Here is a 21178-nt window from a genome sequence, read left to right as displayed (position 1 = left end):
ATAAAGTGAGTGAATTATTTATCAGTTTTCGAGACTTAAATTCGGATTCGCCCGGATTTCCGTGATAGTAATCGGGAAGAAAGTACCCTCTTCTACCCTGTTCAGGTTCCATTCCGGGGAGGTCTGTTCAAAGCGATACAGGTCTGCCAGTCGTCGTCCCTGTAAAAAGAGATTGACTTGGCGGGAGTGTTGCAGGAGCTCTAGTGCCGGAACCTGCCCCTGGTAGTCTGTAAGACCGTCCAGTGCCCGTAAATCATTAATGGTGGACTCAAAAGATTGGCTGTCATTTCGGGCCAGTGCATCTTCAGCAATAATTAGGTGAAGCTCACGGGCTGATACAACCGTAATATCGGCGTATTCGTTGGCTTCCACGAAGGCATCAATTTCGGCTTCCAAAAATGGCGCTGGAATCTCATCGATAGGATCTTCCAGACTTACGCTCTCAGCTTTGGTATTATCGTCAGTAGGCTCTATAAAAGAGTTACCAATGCGCAGTTCCAGCCGTTCGTTAACCTGGAAGGCCATATTATTATTGGGTGTTTGAGAAGATACACCAAGACGATAGTTCCAGTCCGCTCCGTCCTGAATGATAGCCAGGGCTTCCTCCGCATCATTTACTGCATCGGCACTTTGAACCAAGGGGTCACTGCTGGCAATATCCGGATTAAGCTTATTCCATAGGGCTTCTTCGTAGTGAGCCCGGGCCCGTATGGCCAGCAGGCGGGCCTCCCATTCTGATCCTGATTGAACCAGCGCGAGTCCACTATTGAGATAATCAATGGCCGTTTGGTACAGCTGGTCCATATTTCCTTCACCTATCGCTGGTGCCGGCTCTTGGCGATCACCTATAACGACATCATCAAAAGAGGAGGCAATGGACAGATAGTTTACGGCTCCATACAGGTAGCTTCGGATCAATGGCAGATTGCTTTGAAGGGCTCCCTCCTCACGGAAAGCTTTCAGTCTGCTTATGGCGTTATCGGCTGTCCAGCGCGATTCACTGATAGAGTTAAAAGCGCCATCGGTGAATTCGTTAATCGGGTTGTCAAGCATTCCCTGATCCAGCTCCTGCCAACCGTCACGGGTACCGATCCACGTCAGTTCGTCGGTAGCAGTGGAGTATGGAGCAAGAAGGTCTCCCAGAGCGTTGGTCAGGGTGGCCTCGGCACCGTTTGCGATAGCCGGAGCAGCTGCGGGATTATTCAGATCTTCTTCGATCAGGCTATTTGGATTGTTGACATTCAAAATATCACAGCCTGTGATTGTGATAATGAATCCTGCAAATAATAGGGGTATCCAATAACTCTTTGTGATAATGAGTATTTGATTGAGAGTATTCATGGTATTATACGGTTTAAAATTCTTTAGAAATCGTCAGCTATAAGCCAAGTTTAAGGGTAAGCAGTACTTTGCGGGGTATAGGCATATTCCAGGCATCGGTACCCAGCAGGAAGTTATTTTCCAGACTGCTGCCCCCGTCACGTCCTATGGCATTGACCTCGGGATCGGGACCGGGATATTTGGTCCACAGCATGAGGTTGCGTCCTGAAAGCGAAAATGACAGTCGACGTACGTTCAGCCGGTCTGTAAAGTCCTGAGGCACGGTATAGCTTACGCTCAACTCTCTCCACCGGAGAAAATCTGCCTGTTGAATGGTATTGAGTCCCGGAAAAGGATCCAGAGCCAGGAGTTCATTCAACCACTCTTCCGCGGCATCCAGACGGACCTGACCGTTGTTTTGGGGTTCATAGCTTGCATTTACGCCTCCCGTAACATAATCGCGTTCTACACGAGCGGATGCGGGCGTATTGCGACCAATACCGGCACTGCGTTGACGAAAGCCTTCGGTAAGATTGTTTATGTAGAAATTACCGGCTTTATATTCGAACATAGTGTTAATACGGAAGTTATTGAAACTAACAGATCCGCCGAAGGAACCCTGCCAGTCGGGCGTAGGCTTGCCTAAATGGTGGTCGAGTTGATCTCCATCTCCATCTTTATCTGCAAGCAATACATAGTTATTCAGCTCTTCGAGACTGGCCGTACCCGGTGTGAGCGAATTCAGGTAATCGAGTACCAACTCACGTTCGGCAGGCTGACCGGGATCTACATTGGCGTAGTCTCGTCCGAGGGTCTGCAGTAGTCCTCTTTTGTCGAGGGGCAGGTGCCCTTCGGACACATCCGGCAGCTGGGCTCCAAAATTAGTGGCAGGAGCATAACCCTCCGTCAGGAATTGTCGATATCGCGGATAGCTTCCGCCAACCTTAATAGGAGGAGCACCACCGAGGGAGGTAATTTGTTCCCACAGGTAAGCACTTCCGGCAAAAACACTAGCCGACCAGTTGCTGTTTTCTACAATCTGGGCATCTATACTTAGTTCCAGACCGCGTCCTTTTAGCTCTCCAATATTATCGAGCTGGGTTTGCAGAAATCCTCCACTGACAGGGAACTGCCGCTGAACGAGGGCGTCGCTGACAGTACGATCCCAATAGGTGGTTTCCACCGTCAGGCGCTCGTTAAAGAGTCCGGCATCAATTCCCACTTCGTATTCGGTTGAGATTTCCGGTTTCAGGTTTGGGTTTCCGAGATTTTCCGGAACGATACCGGGACCCGTAGCCGAGGTAAGAGATGAGTAGGTTGTAAGAGCATCAAAGGCACCCGGCTGGAGTCCCGACTGACCGACAGCAGCCCGAACTCGAAGAGAAGAAAACGGCCCTAATCCACTCCAGAAGGGAGCGTCAGATGGTACGACGGAGAGGGAAAGTTTGGGATAAAAGACTCCGCTGAATTCCGCACCAAAAGCGCTGTGGGTATCATAACGACCACCTATAGTGGCAAAGATGAAGTCGTCAAAGCCAATCTGTTCCTGAAGAAAAAGGCCAACCTGTGTTTCTTCAATATACTCTTCGGATATATTCTGATTTGCAGCAGCTCCGCTTACATCTAAGCCCGGACCGGGAAAATTAACGGCTTCACCGCCCCGAACCAGGTTCTGTTGATTGAAAATCTGGAATCCTCCAATGAGAGTAGATTCAAAACGCTCGCTGATCTGATTTTGTAACGTACTTTTTACGTCCACCGTAATATTCAGGTTTGAACGATCGGAAGTACGCCGGGCGCCTTCGGTTTCAATACTGGCGTAATCGTTAATATTCCATCCAAAAGGCCGTCGCGATTCACTAAATTGACTGGTATAGTCAATTCCAAAGGTTCCATCAATGGTCAGGATGTCGAATGGACGATAATTGGCCCCAATGCTGCTGTTGAAGTGTTGGACTTCCTGGCTAACGGTTTGCTGGATACGTTCTTCAATAGTAGCAGTATAAGAAGCCCCGGATCGGTTTTGATGGCCGACCAGCTCAGGCTTTCCATGCATAGCCCCGGAGGTAACTCCATACGGGTTATTACCGGTTTGAAAGGTTTCAAAGTTTGAAGAAGTATACCCGGATATAACCCTTAACTGAAGATTCTCAGTTGGGAAAATATTGAGATTTGTAGAAAGCTGGCCCTTTTTTAATATATCGTTAGCCAACGGACCTGCACCTTGGGGATAAACAAGGTTATCGCCCCCCAGCGGACCGTCTTCATCTGACCAGCGAGCATTGACAAAATAGGTAATACCTTCGGTACCTCCGCTTACGGAGCCGGAATATTCTTGGGTTAGGCCGGTTTCATATAGCTCATGAAGGTAGTTTTCACGGACCAATTCATAGGGAGAAATATTACCTCCTATATATTGGCTCATGGTGTCTGCCTGTGCTCGCGTTCGTGCAAATCCGGTATTATCGGGAATAGATTTTGGATAATTAATGGTCCCCTGGCTAACCTTGAAGTCAAATTTAGGTTCGCTTACACTTCCTTTCTTGGTAAATACCTGAATAACACCGTTAGAGGCTTCCGTACCATAAAGAGTAGCTGCAGCCGCGCCTTTAAGAACTTCAACCCGATCAATAGCTTCGGGATTCAGGTCGTCCAGCCGTGATGGAGAGGCACTACCTCCTGCACTTACCGAACCACCAAATCCACCGCCTCGGTCAACGCGAACACCATCGATAAGAACGATCGGTTCGTTGCTTTGGGAGAGGCTGGATGATCCCCTAATACGAATTCGGGAGCCTTCGCCTGTTACTCCACTGGATGGGAGTCCCACGAGGCCGGGAATACGACCCTGTATTACATCTGAAAAGTTCGATATAGGGGCGTTTTCCAGTTCTTCAGCACCGACCCTGCCAATAGAGTTGCCGAGTTTGCGCACTTCTACGGGTCCACCCGTACCAGTGACCACCACTTCGTCTAGGCTGACCGAGCTTTGGCTGAGAGTAAAATCAACAGTCAACGCTTGATTTGCTTCAAGTGAAATTTCACTTGATTGTTCTTCGTAGCCAATAAAGCGTGCTCTAAGGGTATATGTACCCGGTTCTATATTGGTTATTTCATACTTCCCCGCAATATCCGTTGCGGCACCTTGAGAAGTACCTTCTATAAGAATGTTAACACCCGGAAGCGGATCACCGGTGCCGTTTTCTGTAACGGTACCCGAAATGCTTTGGGCAAGAGCATGATGCGGTCCTGCCGCAAGCACTACGAGAAAAAAGAATAGTAACGATGATTTCATTGCGTTTTGTTTATGTTTGGTTTTTGATTGAAAGTTTAGGCCCAAACAGACGCAAGAGAGTGGAAGGCAAAACAAAAAAGCCCACTCATCTGCGTGATGAGTGGGCTTTTATTTGTTTTAAAAGCTTTTAGGCGGGAAACCTTTTTCCACTATCATCCCAACAGGTGCAGATCATACAGCACATCATAGGCATACACATACAGCACGCCATATTGCACATATTGAGTTGACAGTTATTGAAAATCATAATATATAAAAAGCTACCCCGTTTCGTTTTGCGAATGGGATGATAAACGATTAATTTTCCAATGTCAAACTAAAATAATCCAGTAGAGATAAAGCAGGGCAAAACCAGTAAGGAAAAGAAGTCCTCCAAAACTTAACCATTTGAGCCAGGATTTAGGCTGGCAGTCTTCGGGCATATGGTCGGCTGTAACAAGACGATAATTAATATAAGCAAGAACCGGTGCCGTTAAAAAGGAGAGTGTTGTCGCTATATCTATCATCAGGGTAAAGGAGTCTCCCAGAAAATACAGTACTCCCAAAGACAACACAGGAATACTTATCAGTAGGAGCCGATAGAGCGGCAAGCTGTTTTCAGTTTGAACAGTATCAGGCCTGATCACTTCTATCATCCGCCGACACACACGGGGATATGCATCGGTGACCGTTAAAGTAGTGCTAAACATTGTTGTAAAAGCGCATATAATTATGATAGTATATGACCAGTCACCAAGTGTATCGGTATAAAGGCTAATAAGCTGATTAGAGAAAATCGTTCCGCTACTAGCAAACTCCTCTCCGCTGCCGTACATCACTAAAGCTCCCAGCAGCAGGAATCCAAGTGCCAGAAATGCTGCTCCTATATATCCAATATTAAAATCGAGTAAAGACTCTTTTAGCTTGGGACGATATTGGGTTTGTTTCTCCCGCTCTAATGTCCATAGGGAATGCCACGCAGCAGCATCAATGGGAATGGGCATCCATCCCATAAGCGCTATCAAAAAGGAAATGCCTGCCATATCCCAAATAGACGGATAATAGTTCGATACTTCCTGCTGTCCTCCCTGTATAAGAACAGCCGCCAGTGCAATAATGGTTGAAATAGCGAGCACCGCCATAATGATCTTAACGGCTCCGTCGAGGGCAGAATATTGCCCTGACATTAAAAGGATGACACAGATGACCAGTAGAATAGTGCTCCACGTTAAGGGGGAAAGCGCAATGCCGGTAAGTTCAGCCGCCAGGGTAGCGCTGACAATGGTAACCGCAGCCTGGACAGCAAACATGGTTCCGAGTGTAAAAGCAGCAAAAATCCATATTGCCCAGTTTCCCAAGCGCTTATAGCCTTCAATCATGCTCTCACCGGTGGCAATAGCATAACGGGGGCCATACTCAAGGAACGGGTATTTGAAAATATTAGCAAGCACAACTGCCCAAACCATAGCGAATCCAAAGGTGGCCCCAGCCCGGGTAGATTGTACCAGGTGGGATACCCCAATCGCTGCGGCGGCCATCAATAGACCGGGCCCTAAACTTTTTTTGATCCCCAGCCAAGTGGTCTTTTCGGAACTTTTTTTCTGCTTGCTCAATGTAATAATACTATGTTGGGTTTCGAATCGGTTTATATACCAAATTTTATAATGAATTTAAAAACATGACGTATGATTGGAAGCATATTCTTTAAAAAAAGATCTGGAAAGTAATAATTGAATCTTGTCTTTCGACTTGTTGTTTATTAATTATCCGTATAGAGTTAATTTAAATAATTGGAGGTTTATATGATTACGCGTGATGATATCCTTGGCCTTGCGAAGCAACAGAATGATGTTAGTATTTCTATTTATTTACCTACACATAAAAAGGGCGAAGAGGTACAGCAAGACCCTATACGCCTAAAAAATCTTTTAGCAGAAACTCAAAAACAGCTTAAGGATAAAAAGGTAGCAGATAAGCGCATTGAGAACTTACTTGAAGAACCTCGAAAATTATTGGATCAACCTCCTTTTTGGCGCCATAACGACAAGGGCTTGGCACTATTTATCAGTGAAGAAGATTTTGAATATTATCGCATTCCACACTCATTTGAGGAGCGTGTCATGGTAAGTGATCATTTTTTGATTACGCCGCTTGTCCCCATGATTTCCCTGGAGGGAAGTTTTTGTGTACTAGCACTTAGCCAGAAAAATATACGATTGCTTAAGGCAACGCGCGATAGTGTTGATGAAATTGAATTGAGGGATGCTCCGGAAAGTCTGGAGGAATTTTTAAAGTACGATGTGAACGAGGATCACTTGCAACACCATTCCGGACAAGGTGCCAATGCCCAGGCTATTTTTCACGGACACGGCGGAGCACGGGAGACCGATACTCAGGAAATTATCAACTACCTGAAAGCTGTGGAAAACGAAGTTACCTCTATAATGCGGAAACGCAATGACCCGCTAATTCTGGCTGGTGTCAATGAGGCTGTGGCGGAGTACCGAAAAGTAAACCACTATAGTCGCCTGATTGAACAGGCTGTTTCAGAAAATCCGGATCCCAAAAGTAATGAAGAGATTCGGGATGAGGGATGGAAAATTATCCAGTCGTACTTTCTCCAGGATATGTATAATGATATAAAACGTTTTGGAGATTTATCGGGCTCAGATAAACAGTCTGATAATCTCAGCAATATCGTTGAGGCGGCCTATTACGGAAAGGTTGAGTCCCTCTTTGTTCCGGTTGGCGAACATAGCTGGGGCTGGTTCGACCAGGAACGTGATGTTGTTCATCACAGCACAAAGCCAAAAGACGGCGAACACGATCTTATCAATATGGCCGCTATAAAAACGCTGACACAAAGTGGAAATGTGTATGCGTTAAACAGGGATGAGATGCCCAATCAAGCACCCATAGCTGCTATTTTCCGTTACGCCTGAGCATAAATAATTATATTTATCTTGCATTAGGAGGCACCTGTCAAGCTACAGGTGCCTTTTTTTTAATGATATTTTTCATCTATATACTTACACTTTTAAAAATAGGGTTACTTTTAAGCACAAACCTTTAACCTAGTATCTATTTAAAATGCGACTACGTTCTTTATTACTACATTTTCTCGCTTTTATTGTCGTGACAGTGCAAGCCTAAAATCCGGAGAAGGCTGAGATTTGCATGGATTACTATCTGCCGGAGGGCATCACTTATGATTCTTCCATTCCTACGCCAGAGGATCTTTTGGGTACTGTTCCGGGTGAGTGGCATGTTCGCCACGATCAGTTGGAAAAATATATGCGTGCCGTGGCGGAGGCTTCAGACCGGGTAAGCTTGCATGAGTTCGGGAAGACGTACGAAGATCGCACACTTCTTTATTTGGCGGTTACTTCTCCATCTAACCAGAATAATATTGAACAAATTCGCAGCAACCATGTAGCTCTGACCGATCCTGAACAGTCAGGTAACCGTAATACCCAGGAGATGCCTGTGGTTTTGTATATGGGCTATAGTATTCACGGAGATGAGCCGAGTGGTGCCAACGCCTCTATGCTTGTAGCCTATCATCTGGCTGCTGCACAGGGCGAAGAGATTGAAGAGAAACTGAAAAATAGTGTAGTGCTGTTAGACCCGAGCTTAAATCCAGATGGGCTTAACCGTTTTGCTGGTTGGGTAAATACAAATAAAGGCAAAAATGTGGTTTCTGATCCCAATAGCAGGGAGCTAAATCAGCCCTGGCCCGGGGGACGGACTAATCATTACTGGTTTGATTTAAATCGCGACTGGATGCTGGTTCAACACCTGGCCAGTCAGGGTCGTATAGAAAATTTCCACGAGTGGAAACCCAATATTTTAACAGATCATCACGAGATGGGCACGAATGCTACCTTCTTTTTTCAGCCGGGCATTCAGTCCAGAACACATCCCATTACGCCGGATAAAAACCAAGAGCTGACAAAGTCGATTGCAGAATATCATGCCCAAAAATTGGACCGGGAAAAGCGGCTCTATTATTCTGAAGAGAGTTTTGATGATTTTTATTATGGTAAGGGGAAGAGTAATTTCGATGGTTGATAATCCGAACTTCCGCGTGTTTTGGTATGGGACCAATAAGTTGTTTATGAATGCCATTTTCTTTGGACAGGCTATTGCAGGATCATCCGGGAATTAAAAAATTAGAAAGGAAGGAATTCACAAAAAATAAAAAGGCCAGGTTATATTAAAACCTGGCCTTTTTTATATATAGTATGTTATTGTAGCAGATTCCGTTTACAAGGCATCGTGAATTTTATCAGTATAATCGAGCTTTTCCCAGGGAAATTCCTTGCGTCCAAAATGTCCATAGGCTGCGGTTTGTCGATAGATAGGCCGCTTAAGGTCAAATCGTTCAATAATGCCGGAAGGTGTCAAGTCAAAGGTTTTTTGAATAACGTTAGCCAATTCGGTGTCGTTTACCTTGCCAGTCCCATATGTATCAACACTAACCGAGACGGGCTCCGGTATGCCAATCGCGTAGGCAAGCTGTACGATGCATTCATCAGCGAGTTCAGCAGCTACAATATTTTTGGCTATATGCCGGGCGGCATAGGCTGCGCTTCGGTCAACTTTAGAAGGATCTTTGCCGGAGAAAGCGCCTCCACCATGTCCCCCGTATCCGCCATAGGTGTCTACAATAATTTTACGTCCCGTGAGACCGGTATCACCGTGCGGGCCGCCAATAACGAATTTCCCCGTCGGGTTAACATGAAATATCGTTTCACTATCAATTAATCCATCTTTAATGACCTGGGGGATCAGGTGTTTCTTCAGATCCTTTTTTATTTTCTGTTGATCAATTCCCTCATCATGTTGCGTTGAAATGACAATGGTATCTATGCGCTTGGGTTGTCCGTCTTCTCCGTATTCAACCGTTACCTGGCTTTTGCTATCTGGGGCAAGATAAGGGAGCAGAGCTGTTTCCTTACGAATATGCGCCAGCTTTCTGAGCAGGTCGTGCGAGTATTGCAGCGACATCGGCATATAGGTATCTGTTTCCGTCGTGGCATAGCCAAACATCATTCCCTGATCGCCAGCGCCCATTGCTTTACCAGAGTTTTCATCTACACCCTGAGCGATGTCTGGACTTTGTTGGTGAATCGTCGTCAGTACTCCACATGAATCGGCATCAAAGCGGTAGGCATCTTTTGTGTATCCAATTTCGCGGATTACATCCCGTACAATTTCCTGAACATCTACATAGGCATCGGTTGTAACTTCACCGGAAATCACAGCGAGACCAGTGGTTACCAGCGTTTCTACAGCTACTCGAGAATCCGGGTCGTCTGCCAGCATATTATCAAGAATAGTATCGGAGATCTGGTCAGCGATTTTATCAGGATGTCCTTCTGATACAGATTCGGAGGTAAAAAGTTTTTTCATCAGTAAAAAATTCGTGAAAATGGTGATTATTCAGAAGCCTAGAAGCTACAAAAAAATGAATAATATTGCAGATGAAAGAGGAGAGAAATAAATTGGCTGTACCGGATAGTGAGTACGGCCAATTATAAGAGTTATACTAAAAGCGAAGAGAGTACTGCTTTACTATTCAGTTGGAGATAAAACGCCATCTATATTTAATTAGTCATCCTCTGAAGGTGGCTTGATACCCAGATAATCAAATGCCCTTCGGGTAGCAACCCGACCTTTTGGGGTGCGCTGCAGGAAGCCTTCTTTAATGAGATAGGGTTCGTAGACCTCTTCAATGGTACCCTTGTCTTCCCCGACGGCTACACTGAGCGTACCAAGTCCTACCGGACCTCCTTCGTAGTTTTCTATTATTGCAGTAAGAATGCGAATATCCATTTCGTCAAAGCCGTTTTGATCCACATCAAGAGCATTCAGAGATGTATCTGCGATTTCATCGGTAATGGTATTCATATCCTGAACCTGGGCAAAGTCCCGGGTACGCCGCAATAGCTTGTTCACAATTCGGGGAGTACCTCGGCTTCGGCGCGCAATTTCGTGCGCTCCCTTATCGGTAATACCCATATTTAAAATAGAGGCTGTACGCAGGGCAATACGTTGAAGCAGTTCCACATCGTAATAATCCAACCGCATGTCAATCCCAAAACGGGCCCGCAGCGGGGCCGTAAGCAGCCCTTTTCGGGTAGTCGCTCCCACCAGGGTAAAATTATTAAGCTCTATCTGGATACTGCGCGCATTGGGTCCCGAGTCGATAACAATATCAAGCTGATAATCTTCCATGGCCGAGTAGAGGTATTCTTCAACCACAGGATTCAAACGATGAATTTCGTCAATAAAGAGAACATCTCCCTCCTCAAGATTGGTGAGCATGCCTGCCAGATCACCGGGTTTCTCGAGTACGGGTCCCGTACTGGGTTTAATCTGAACTCCCATCTCATTTGCGATAATATGCGCCAGAGTTGTTTTACCCAGCCCCGGTGGTCCGGAGAGAATCACATGGTCGAGGGCTTCCTGTCTTTTTTGGGCAGCCTCGATAAAGATAGAAAGATTTTGGATAACCTTTTTCTGACCGATGAATTCGTTGATGCGCGTGGGACGAAGCGTTTGTTCGTACTCTTCGTCATTATCTGTGGCATCTAAAAGAGGATTTTGCAAAATGGATGAATTAATAGTTTATCAATCAGTGGATTGAAGATAAAATTAACTCATTATTTGCAAATATTCGAAGGGTTTATTCGTATAATTTACCTATGGTTTATAATTTTGTTCAGGATTCTCTAATTCCTTATCCAGCTTATGAAGAATATCGATTGCCGGCTGTTCATAAATGCCTTCCATTGAGTATACCTGATACATTGCATCATGTGCATTATTAAGACTATCGGTATTGATGTAGGCATTGCCTAAATACCAGTATCCTTTTTCCTTAATAAAAGAGGTCCCCTCTGATTGATTTATAACATTCTTGAAGGATGCTATGGCCTCTTTTAAATCGCCATCGTTAAAGTGGATAATTCCTTTGTTAAGGTAGGCCTTGGTAGCTATTGGTTCGCCCGGATATTTTTCAATAATTGTGTCATAGAGTGAAACAGCTTTAGAGATATTGCCAGCCAGAGCAGCTTCAAATCCAAGGTTTAATAGAGAATCTTCCGTACTAACCTGAGTATTGTTGGATCGCAGAACCGGAGATGAAACCAGGTTTTCGGAGATGTTGATATTATTGAGCGCCAAGTCTTCCAGCGATCTTTCTGAACTTCCCGTAAAGAAATTGAAGGCAACAACAATTAACGCAATAGCTGCAGCCGCGGCAGTCCACTTCCATGAATTTTGAAGAGTATAAATGAAGTTATGCCGCTCCTCTTTCTTTTCCGGTTCCTTTTTGGATAGAAGGGATTTTACTCCTATTTCGGTATTCAGAAGCTCAATGTATTCGGGTTTCTTCAACAGTTCCTCCCACAACTCACGGCCCTGCTCCTCTGTCAACTGGCCCTTAACATAGGCGTCTATTTTTTGTTCAAGTTCAATGTCTCTTGACATAATTGTGCGATAAATTAGTTCTTATTAGCTTATATGTCACTTCAAAAGGTTATATAATGGTATCACTACTAAGTAAGTACGTTTTAGAAGCAAATCCTTACATTATAATTTACTTTTTTTCTGATAACATTCGCTCAGCTTTTTTATTAACCGGTGTTTTCGGGTCCAGGCATTGCTTAAACTAATATCAAAGTGGTCGGCTACTTTTTGTGTATGCATATCAGGATTATCAAACCAAAATTGCATATATTTCTGATATTCATCCTTTAGCTGGTCCAAACACCACTGTAGCAGGTTTTTCTGTTCCTTGTCTAGTAAAGACTGTAGCTGGCCGGGCTTATGCTGATAAAGGTCAGAAATTTTTTCAAATGATACCTGCTTTCTATTTTGTTGTTCTTTTAAATAGGCGTTGCGAGAGACCGATATCATATATTTAACAACCTGATCCGGATTTTTTATTTTATTGTTGCGAATAGATTCTATACTAATAAGCAGCGCTTCTTGTGCCATGTCTTCGGCATCCGACTGGCTGGCGTTCATGTGAATACGCAAAAAAGCTACCAGCCGGGATCTGATCGCTTTTACTAACTTGTTTGTTTTTTGGGTATTATTTTCCTTTAGGGCACTAACCAATTCGGAGTAATCCATGTCGCTTCAAATAAAAACTATATAAATAGGACCTTAGATTTTAATAAAAATAATAACAATATGTGCCTCTAATTCTAAAATTCTGGTAGTAAAAACGATAAATATTCCCTTTTTTTATTAAATGAGTGCATGGTTATGGATATAATTCCAATTATTAAGGCATAAATGTACCGCGTACAGTTAAAAAACTTTGAAGGTCCCCTGGACTTACTTCTCTTTTTTATCAAAAGGGATGAGCTTGATATCTATGATATTCCCATCTCATATATTACCAATCAGTTCCTGGAGTACATCAGCCTGATGGAAGAACTGGACCTGGATGTGGCTAGCGAGTTTATCCTTATGGCCAGTATGTTGATGTCCATAAAGGCAAAAATGATGCTGCCCCAAGAAGATTCCTCTGAGGAGCTGGATGAACACGATCCCCGTTATGAATTAGTGCAGCGGCTGTTGGAGTATAAGCGGTATAAGGAAATGGCCGAAAAAATGGAATCTATTGAGGAGGAGGCCCAGAAGAAACACTTTCGTGGATACCGCGAAGTCGATCAGGTAGAAAAACAGGCCAGCGGTGAGGCCTTAAAAAATGTAACTATGTTCGACCTGATGACTGCTTTTAAAAAGGTGCTGACTGATATTAAGAAGCAGGAAGCCATGCACCATGTAGAAAAAATTCAGCATACCATCGAGGATCAAACGGAATACGTCTTGAATAGACTACAAGAAAGCGGACGAACCGGATTTCGGGCTATGTGCAGGGAACTGGCAACCCGTACAAAAATCGTAGTTACGTTTTTGGCTATTTTAGAGATGCTCAAGGAACGGCAGATAAATTTATATGTGGAAAATGATGATCCAACCGATTTTTATCTGGATTTGAAACCCGTAGATGAAATTATTAGTGCAACATAAACTATAAGTATCCTCAAAAAGTAAATCAGCCAATATGCAACGCAATATTACGACAGGACTATGTCTAAGCCTACTATTAATCATAGCAGGCTGCAGTGGAACAGAAAAAGCAAGTCAGAAAGTCCCCATTTCTGATACGGAAACACTCTTAAGCTACCAGAATAGTATCACGGAGAATTTTTTGCGACATCATTTGTCTATATTTGCAGCTGATTCTATGGAGGGGCGTGAAACCGGTACTCCGGGAGAAAGAAAAGCAGCGGAATATTTGTCCGAGCAATATGCACAAATGGGACTGATACCCGTAGGTGATAACGATACTTACTATCAGCATTTTGATCTTAATACCACGCAAAATGATAGTATAATATTTGAGACATATACTACAACAGGTGAAGAAAAAAGTATTGTAAGTCGGTCGGTAGCTAGTAGCCAGTCTACTGCAGACTATATTCGTGCTTTTGGAGGTACTGATTCCTTAAACGGTGAGATTATATTTGCCGGCTTTGGTGTTAATGATCCTGCCCGAGAGGTTGCTCATTTAGAAGGGGCAGATCTTCAGGGAAAATGGGTTATGGTATTTCAGGATATTCCGCATGTCGAAAATGGTGATACTCTTATCAGCTCGTCTGTGGATAACCGAAGTAGATTTAATGCCATTTTTGGAGCGGGGGCCGAAGGGATATTACTGATTTCGGATATGAGCGAAGCCGAATTTGAAGAAGCTGCAAGAGCAGATCAGTCTGCATTTGGAGAGCCATCAAATATGCAGTTGGCTTACCTCGACGATGGGAATAGTTCCGGACAAGGTCCTTTCTCAAAAGGATATAATATGATTAGTCCCGATATGGCTGCCCAGATGCTTAATTTAGTGGGAGGCGCAGATGCAATAAGAGACTATCGAGAGAAAATTTTGCAAAATATTAAAGATTTTTCCCTTCAGCCGCTCAATTATAGCCTTGCCCAAATGCCATATACATCCAAAAACTCTATAAGAACAGAAAATGTACTGGCTTATATTGATGGGAGTGACCCGGAGCTTAAAGATGAGGTTGTGGTGATCACTTCACATTATGACCATGTAGGAATTGGTCAGCCGGATTCTACCGGTGATCGTATTTACAATGGTGCGGACGATGACGGCAGCGGAACCATAGGGCTGCTTAATATTGCACATGCATTTCATAAAGCGGCCGAGGATGGCGTTCGTCCCAGAAGAAGCATTTTGTTTTTGAACGTCACGGCAGAAGAGAAAGGTTTGCTGGGATCCCGATACTATTCCGACCATCCGGTCTTTCCCATAGAAAATACGGTGGCTAATATTAACAGTGATATGATTGGCCGAATTGATGAAGAACACGAAGAACAGGGGATAGAAGAATACGCCTATATTATCGGGGGTGAAATCATTTCCTCAGATTTGGATAGTCTTATAAAGGCGGCGAACAGCCGTTCCGGACAGATAGAGCTTAATAACAGGTATAATGACCTGCAGGATCCCAACCAGTTTTACCGGCGTAGTGATCACTGGAATTTTGGACGGTTGGGCGTACCATTCGCATTCTTCTTTACCGGGATACACGAAGATTACCATCAGCCTTCGGATGAAGTTCACAAAATCCGTTTTGAAAAGTTGAGTAAAATTGTGCGCACGATGTATGCCTCTACCGTACTAATCGCAAATGCAGATCAGCCACCGGCAGTAGATAACCAGCAATTTATAGAGATTACCAAAGAAAATTAGCGCTGGTAGAATCAGATTCGTTTATTTAGAATAAGTCGGCTGTTAGGTCACATATTTCTTCCAGCATCTTTTGGTGCTCTTCGGTAATGGAGTCCCGGGTGTGAGAATCGATGTCGAGTTCGGCTATAAATTTTCCGTCCTTTTTGATGGGGACAACAATTTCGGCCTTTACGTGGATACTGCAGGAGAGATAATTATCGGCCTTGCTGACATCCGGGACTACAAAAGTTTCGTTCGTTTCCGCAGCCTGGCCGCAAATGCCCTTCCCAAAAGGGATACGGGTATGATCGGTAGCTTCCCCAACATAGGGACCCAGTACCAGCTCTCGGTCTGCATTAGGATCGACTAAGTAAAACCCAACCCAGTCAAACACTTCTATCTCATCAGATAATAACCGGCATATTTCCTGTAGCTTTTCCTTCCTGCTTGCCTTTGATTTATTAACAATTTCAGCAACTTGTTTTGTTAAATCGTGCGTGTTGTTCACTATGCCTGGATTTGTTTTAATTGTATACTAACATTAGTCATGACTACAAAAATTGAAAATACGACTTAATTTTTCCTAAGAAAAATGTGTATTTTTGAAGGTCCTTATACCTTCCAAAAGTTTTCCGGTTGTCAGTATTATGGTTGAAGACCTATTGAATCAAAGTAATTTAGTTACGACTTATTTTTCGAGTTCTTTTTCACTGTTTATTGCCGCTTTTACATCTATTATTTCGGTAGCAAATCCATTGGCGGCGATGCCTGTTTTTTTATCTCTTACTGAGCAAAATTCCGATACTGAGCGCACAGCAGTTGCGCAGAAAGCCTCTTTTTACATGTTTTTAGTTCTCGTCATTTTCCTATTGGCGGGAACCTATATTATGAGCTTCTTTGGTATAAGCCTGTCGGGGATTCGCATTGCCGGTGGACTAATAATCTTGCGGGCGGCTTATTCGATGCTGAACCCCGATCAGTCAGAACGAAAAATTTCTGATGAAGCACAAGAAGCAGCCAAAGATAAGGAGGATGTTTCCTTTAGCCCCATGGCAATGCCCATGCTTTCCGGTCCTGGAAGTATAGCAGTTGTTATTGGTTTGGCATCTCAGGCAGGCGGTATTATGGATCTTGCCATCATGACGCTGGCTATTATTTTGGTTGCCATAATTTCGTTTGGAGTTCTTCGATTAGCTCCCTTCTCAGCAAAGTATATTGGTCCCACCGGTATGAATGCCATCACCCGGATGATGGGATTTATCGCCATGGCTATTGGTGTACAGTTTATTTTAAATGGTATCTCAAATTTTTTTGGCGTATAGACCAGGTAAGGTATTCCATCGAAGGCTAGGCAAAAGTACTTTTTATTTCTGCCTGTTAGCAATTAGGCGGAGGCCATCGAGGGTTAACATGGGATCCGTAACATCAAAATAGTCTGTATGGGGAGCTATTTTTTGGGCAAGACCGCCTGTTGCTACTACTTTTGCCGCTCCTATCTGTTGGCGCATACGGTCAATGATGCCTTCGATCATACAAATATGGCCAAGCACCAGTCCCGACTGCATTGACTCAATGGTATTCGTACCGATTACCTTCGGCGGTGGCTCCATTGGAATTTGGGAAAGCTGAGCAGCTTTCCCAACCAGGGCGTCAATAGTTACCTTAAGTCCCGAACAGATAGCTCCTCCCATTAATCGGCCCGGCTTTTCCACCGCCATCACGGTTGTTGCGGTTCCAAAATCCACTACAATGCAGTTGTCATTAAATAGTTCGTAGGCACCAACGGAATCAGCGATGAGATCGGCGCCCACTTGCGCGGGATCGGGGCGGCCTATTTCGATACCGGTTTCAATATCTCCGTTTAGAATTAGCGGGTCCACATTTGATCGGTTACTAAAGACATCACGAATAGTTTGGGCAAGCTGGGGAACAACACTACCAATGATAATGCGGCTGAAGTGGGGGTAATTCAGGTCCACTTCTTTAAACAAACTGCCCATCAGTACGGCATATTCGTGAGCAGTTTTATCGTCATCCGTTTGAATGCGCCATTGATGCACCCATTTATTTTCGTCAGATACTCCTATGACGATATTACTGTTTCCGATATCCAGTGCTAACAGCATAATTTATTGATTCAATTTCTTTTTGATTAGATACCTTAAAATAGTCTCCCAAATATCTACTTCAAAATTTGTATAATAGCAATGATTCTGATATGATTTTATAAAGTTATTTTGATACTGAAAACAGGTCCTATGGATGCGGCTGATCATTTTTTGCGATTGTACTCTTATGATATCTGGGCAAATGACCAAATATTGTTGACGTTGCAGGATAATTTGAATTTTCCTGAAGCTGATGAAGCCATAGCTTATTACAGCCATATTGCCGGCGCGCAGGAAGTATGGTATAATCGAATTAAAGGCCAATCTACTGATGAGCTGGATATTTGGCCAGACTATGGATTATCGGAAGGACTTCAAAAGCTAAAAACGCTTTCCGAAGAATGGAAATTATTAATTGAGAATAATCGCTCATCATTAGAAAAGCTAATTGCCTATCAGAATTCTAAGGGCAAAGCTTTTGAAACCCCCTTATCGGATATTTTGCAACATCTTATTATCCATGGGCAGCATCACCGTGCACAGATCGCCGTTTTGTTGCGAAATGCAGGAATCACACCACCTGCAACCGATTTTATCTTTTTTAGCCGTTCTAATTAGTATATTCGCACCGTTAAGCATTTAATTAAATTCACACGAGGTATCCGTTCTGAAACTTATTGAAGAGTATCTGGCTGCATTTTCAAGTTTTATGTGGGGTATGCCGCTGGTGTATCTGTTAGTCGGTGGTGGACTTTTCTTTATGGTCTACTCCCGCTTTGCTCCTTTTAAATTCTTTTTTCATGCGCTCGAAATATTGCGGGGGAAATATGATAATCCTGATGATCCGGGAGATATTTCTCACTTTGAAGCCCTTTCCAGTGCTCTTGCTGCTACCGTTGGGATGGGAAATATCAGCGGGGTTGCAGTCGCAATCTTCATGGGTGGGCCTGGCGCACTCTTTTGGATGTGGGTAAGCGCCTTTGTAGGGATGGCGACGAAATTTTTTACCTGTACGCTTGCTATTTTATATCGTGGAAAGGATACAGCAGGAAAAATACAGGGAGGCCCCATGTACGTAATAACAGAGGGACTCGGTAAAAAATGGAAACCGCTGGCTATGTTGTTTGCTGTTGCCGGTATTTTTGGTCCGCTGCCCATTTTTCAGGCAAATCAGCTGACACAAATACTGCGTGACAGTATTTATATTCCCCAGGGATGGGTGGCTGAAAATGCCCATATGGGAGGAGATCTGATTACCGGGCTGGTGCTTGTAGTCCTTGTCTCTTTCGTCATTTTCGGGGGCATTAAACGGATCGGAAAAGTTACATCACGGTTGGTTCCTGCTATGGTGGTTATTTACGTAGGATGTGTGATTGCTATTTTAGTTTCTCATATAGCCGAAATCCCCTATTACCTGGGACTGATTGTTACCGATGCTTTTACGGGAAAATCAGTGATGGGGGGAGCGGTTGGCTCCTTAATTGTAATAGGTATTCAGCGCGGCGTATTTTCCAACGAGGCTGGCCTCGGTACCGAGGCCCTTGCCCACGGAGCTGCTAAAACTAAGGAGCCCGTACGGGAAGGCCTCGTCGCTATGCTCGGTCCAGCTATCGATACAATTATAACTTGCACGATGACAGCTCTGGCTATTTTGGTAACGGGGGTGTGGAAATCTACGGAAGCTAATGGTGTCACCCTTACTCTCAATGCATTTAACGAAGCCCTGCCTACCGTCGGTACCTATTTACTGGTAATATGCGTACTCTTTTTTTCCATAAGTTCTATGCTTACATACTCGTATTATGGCACCAAGTGCCTGGGATTTTTAATCGGGGCTGAACGACAACACTGGTACAATTATTTTTATGTGGGATCCATTGTTTTTGGCTCTATTGCCTCTATTGGAGCGGTTATCGATCTTATCGATGGGATGTTCGCTTTGATGGCTATACCAACTATGGTGTCCGGATTGATTTTAGCGCCGAAAGTAATGGAAGTGGCCCGGGATTACTTTTCAAGAATTGGCACTTTTCAAGAATTTCAATAAGCCCAAGAAATAATAGGCTTTTATTGTATATCGTACCTTCCCCGCATTACTTATTCGTTGAATAAGTCAATGTCTTATTAGGTGGGGGGGGATTATATAAAAAGTCCCAGCCAGCGCTTAAAAGAGCGAGAATATCAATTACTGAGAGTATAATTTTTATTGACTAATAAAGCTCTGCGCACATAAAAATTCCTCCTTCATCATCCCTTCATATTCCGGGCTAGCTATGTTATTTACAACTTTGGGAATATAGTGGTGGCTGCCAAAGGAATTAATGAATATATAGAATTTTCGTTAATAAGTAAGGAGAGGATCCTACCTGTACTAACCCTTTCTAGTTATTAGGAAAGTACTTTTGTACCGTAACTTTCGCTGCAGAAAGTGCGTATCTTTGCATCGCTCTAAGTAGAGCAATAATTAATATCTAATTAACTGATAATAAAATAAATTTTATAAAAATAATGAAAATATTAAAAGGATTATTCTTAATCACCGCCCTAAGCCTGCTATGGGTTAGTGGTGCAAAGGCTAATTCTAACACAGATCAGATCAAGGAGAATATATTTGAAGCCATCCGAAGCATCGATTATACCAGTATAAACGTGCTGCTTTCTGATGATGTTGACGTAAATAAACGAGATAAGCAAGGTAATACTCCACTGATGGTTGCTACGGAGATAGGAAATCATCGCATTTTGGATATTATCCTGTCTCACGACCCGGATATTAATTTGCACAATAAGGAAGGAAAAACCGCGTTAATAATAGCAGCTGAAACAGGTCAGCTGCAGGTGGTTGAAAAGCTATTGTCTCACCATGCAGATCCAACAATTGAGGATGAAAATGGTAATACTGCCTTAACCCTGGCAGCAAAATTTGGTCATCAAAGAATTGTAAGTTTTTTTAAGAAAATGCGAACGCAACCAACCCTTACCAAGTAGCATTCTAAGCATAGATACCCTTGAAGTCCCGGTGGTAACCCGCCGGGACTTTTTTATTTGGCTAAATATGGAATGGTGATGCTAATCTGTTATATTTTAATGAACCGTCATTAAAATATGGGTATGGCAGAAAATATCATTTTAGGTATAGATCCCGGATCACGTACCACGGGCTTTGCTATTCTTACCAGGCAAAAGGGCAAGCTTATTGCACTGCGTTGCGATACTATAAATATGGCTACGATGGATGACCATTCCGATCGGTTACAGTATATTTTTGATAAGGTTTCTAAAATAGTTTCTTCTTTTAACCCTACCTCCTGTGCTGTAGAAACGCCCATTTATGGCGTTGATCCCCAGGCGATGCTCAAACTTGGACGGGCCCAGGCTGCAGCCATGCTGGCTATTACCAACCATGACATTTCAGTTACGGAATACTATCCTAAGCAGGTAAAAAAATCGATTACCGGCAACGGGAATGCAAGCAAGGAACAGGTCGCTTTTATGCTTCGTAAGATGGTGAAACTTCCGGGGGAAAAACTTTCAAAAGATGCCACGGATGCGCTTGCGGTAGCGTGGTGCCACCTGATGAAGCAAAACAGTATTCAGAATGATATCCCCAAATCTCAGAACAAAACCCATCAGAATAATAGTAAATCCAGTTGGGAAAGCTTTGTCGCTAATAATCCCGATCGGATACGTTCTTAATAT

General features: G+C 43.7%; 18 protein-coding genes. 9 read left to right on the top strand and 9 right to left on the bottom strand.

From position 1 onward, the window contains the following. Positions 1 to 21: 21 nt before the first annotated feature. The 3 genes from ABEB05_RS13305 to ABEB05_RS13295 all read right to left on the bottom strand — a co-directional run bounded on the left by ABEB05_RS13305 (position 22) and on the right by ABEB05_RS13295 (position 6207). Positions 22 to 1341, bottom strand: a complete 1320-nt coding sequence (locus ABEB05_RS13305) for a RagB/SusD family nutrient uptake outer membrane protein (protein WP_265790872.1) — start codon at positions 1339 to 1341, stop codon at positions 22 to 24. Between the two features lie 37 nt (positions 1342 to 1378). After that, entirely contained in the window at positions 1379 to 4615 is a 3237-nt protein-coding gene (locus tag ABEB05_RS13300; protein ID WP_265790871.1) for a SusC/RagA family TonB-linked outer membrane protein, read from the bottom strand. A 311-nt stretch (positions 4616 to 4926) separates the two neighbouring features. Beyond that, complete coding sequence (locus ABEB05_RS13295) at positions 4927 to 6207, bottom strand: Nramp family divalent metal transporter (protein ID WP_265790870.1); 1281 nt, start codon at positions 6205 to 6207, stop codon at positions 4927 to 4929. Positions 6208 to 6396: 189 nt separating this feature from the next. On the opposite strand from ABEB05_RS13295, the gene ABEB05_RS13290 reads away from it, so the two are divergent. Next, complete coding sequence (locus tag ABEB05_RS13290; protein ID WP_265790869.1) at positions 6397 to 7536, top strand: baeRF7 domain-containing protein; 1140 nt, start codon at positions 6397 to 6399, stop codon at positions 7534 to 7536. 235 nt (positions 7537 to 7771) lie between these two features. After that, a complete protein-coding gene (locus ABEB05_RS13285; RefSeq protein WP_265790868.1) occupies positions 7772 to 8665 on the top strand; it encodes a M14 family zinc carboxypeptidase in 894 nt (297 codons plus the stop codon). Positions 8666 to 8860: 195 nt separating this feature from the next. Here the strand turns inward: ABEB05_RS13285 and metK are convergent, their stop codons facing one another. The 4 genes from metK to ABEB05_RS13265 form a co-directional block, all read right to left on the bottom strand. Beyond that, a complete protein-coding gene (gene metK, locus ABEB05_RS13280) occupies positions 8861 to 10009 on the bottom strand; it encodes a methionine adenosyltransferase (RefSeq protein ID WP_265790866.1) in 1149 nt (382 codons plus the stop codon). Positions 10010 to 10207: 198 nt separating this feature from the next. Continuing rightward, on the bottom strand, positions 10208 to 11209 hold the full coding sequence (gene ruvB / locus ABEB05_RS13275) for a Holliday junction branch migration DNA helicase RuvB (protein WP_265790865.1): 1002 nt from the start codon (positions 11207 to 11209) through the stop codon (positions 10208 to 10210). Between the two features lie 93 nt (positions 11210 to 11302). Further along, positions 11303 to 12091, bottom strand: a complete 789-nt coding sequence (locus tag ABEB05_RS13270) for a tetratricopeptide repeat protein (RefSeq protein ID WP_265790864.1) — start codon at positions 12089 to 12091, stop codon at positions 11303 to 11305. Between the two features lie 102 nt (positions 12092 to 12193). Continuing rightward, positions 12194 to 12739 carry an RNA polymerase sigma factor gene (locus tag ABEB05_RS13265; protein WP_265790863.1) on the bottom strand — a complete coding sequence of 182 codons (546 nt, stop codon included), beginning with the start codon at positions 12737 to 12739 and terminating at the stop codon, positions 12194 to 12196. A 165-nt stretch (positions 12740 to 12904) separates the two neighbouring features. Between ABEB05_RS13265 and ABEB05_RS13260 the strand changes: the two genes are divergently transcribed. Continuing rightward, positions 12905 to 13648: a segregation and condensation protein A gene (locus ABEB05_RS13260; RefSeq protein ID WP_265790862.1), complete on the top strand. Its 744-nt coding sequence runs from the start codon at positions 12905 to 12907 to the stop codon at positions 13646 to 13648. Positions 13649 to 13682: 34 nt separating this feature from the next. Next, entirely contained in the window at positions 13683 to 15392 is a 1710-nt protein-coding gene (locus ABEB05_RS13255) for a M28 family peptidase (protein ID WP_265790861.1), read from the top strand. A gap of 25 nt (positions 15393 to 15417) precedes the next feature. Here ABEB05_RS13255 and ABEB05_RS13250 read toward each other — a convergent pair whose 3' ends face one another. Beyond that, positions 15418 to 15879, bottom strand: a complete 462-nt coding sequence (locus tag ABEB05_RS13250; RefSeq protein ID WP_265790860.1) for a GAF domain-containing protein — start codon at positions 15877 to 15879, stop codon at positions 15418 to 15420. Positions 15880 to 15973: 94 nt separating this feature from the next. Between ABEB05_RS13250 and ABEB05_RS13245 the strand changes: the two genes are divergently transcribed. Further along, on the top strand, positions 15974 to 16693 hold the full coding sequence (locus tag ABEB05_RS13245; protein WP_265790859.1) for a MarC family NAAT transporter: 720 nt from the start codon (positions 15974 to 15976) through the stop codon (positions 16691 to 16693). A gap of 42 nt (positions 16694 to 16735) precedes the next feature. On the opposite strand, the gene ABEB05_RS13240 is transcribed toward ABEB05_RS13245, so the two are convergent. After that, on the bottom strand, positions 16736 to 17497 hold the full coding sequence (locus ABEB05_RS13240; RefSeq protein WP_265790858.1) for a type III pantothenate kinase: 762 nt from the start codon (positions 17495 to 17497) through the stop codon (positions 16736 to 16738). 111 nt (positions 17498 to 17608) lie between these two features. Between ABEB05_RS13240 and ABEB05_RS13235 the strand changes: the two genes are divergently transcribed. From ABEB05_RS13235 to ruvC, 4 genes are all read left to right on the top strand, one after another. Beyond that, the gene (locus ABEB05_RS13235; protein WP_265790857.1) at positions 17609 to 18097 is read left to right on the top strand and encodes a DinB family protein; all 489 of its coding nucleotides are present in this window, start codon (positions 17609 to 17611) and stop codon (positions 18095 to 18097) included. A 91-nt stretch (positions 18098 to 18188) separates the two neighbouring features. After that, on the top strand, positions 18189 to 19526 hold the full coding sequence (locus ABEB05_RS13230; protein ID WP_265790856.1) for an alanine/glycine:cation symporter family protein: 1338 nt from the start codon (positions 18189 to 18191) through the stop codon (positions 19524 to 19526). A 461-nt stretch (positions 19527 to 19987) separates the two neighbouring features. Next, positions 19988 to 20467 (top strand): ankyrin repeat domain-containing protein, encoded by a 480-nt coding sequence (locus ABEB05_RS13225; RefSeq protein WP_265790855.1) that lies wholly within the window; start codon positions 19988 to 19990, stop codon positions 20465 to 20467. A gap of 123 nt (positions 20468 to 20590) precedes the next feature. Then, entirely contained in the window at positions 20591 to 21175 is a 585-nt protein-coding gene (ruvC, locus tag ABEB05_RS13220) for a crossover junction endodeoxyribonuclease RuvC (RefSeq protein WP_345694293.1), read from the top strand. Positions 21176 to 21178: the final 3 nt, after the last annotated feature.

It is taken from the genome of Fodinibius salicampi (genome assembly GCF_039545095.1).
GTDB lineage: Bacteria > Bacteroidota > Rhodothermia > Balneolales > Balneolaceae > Fodinibius > Fodinibius salicampi.
The sequence above is the reverse complement of the archived record's forward strand: the minus strand, read 5'-3'. Positions and strand labels throughout refer to the sequence as shown.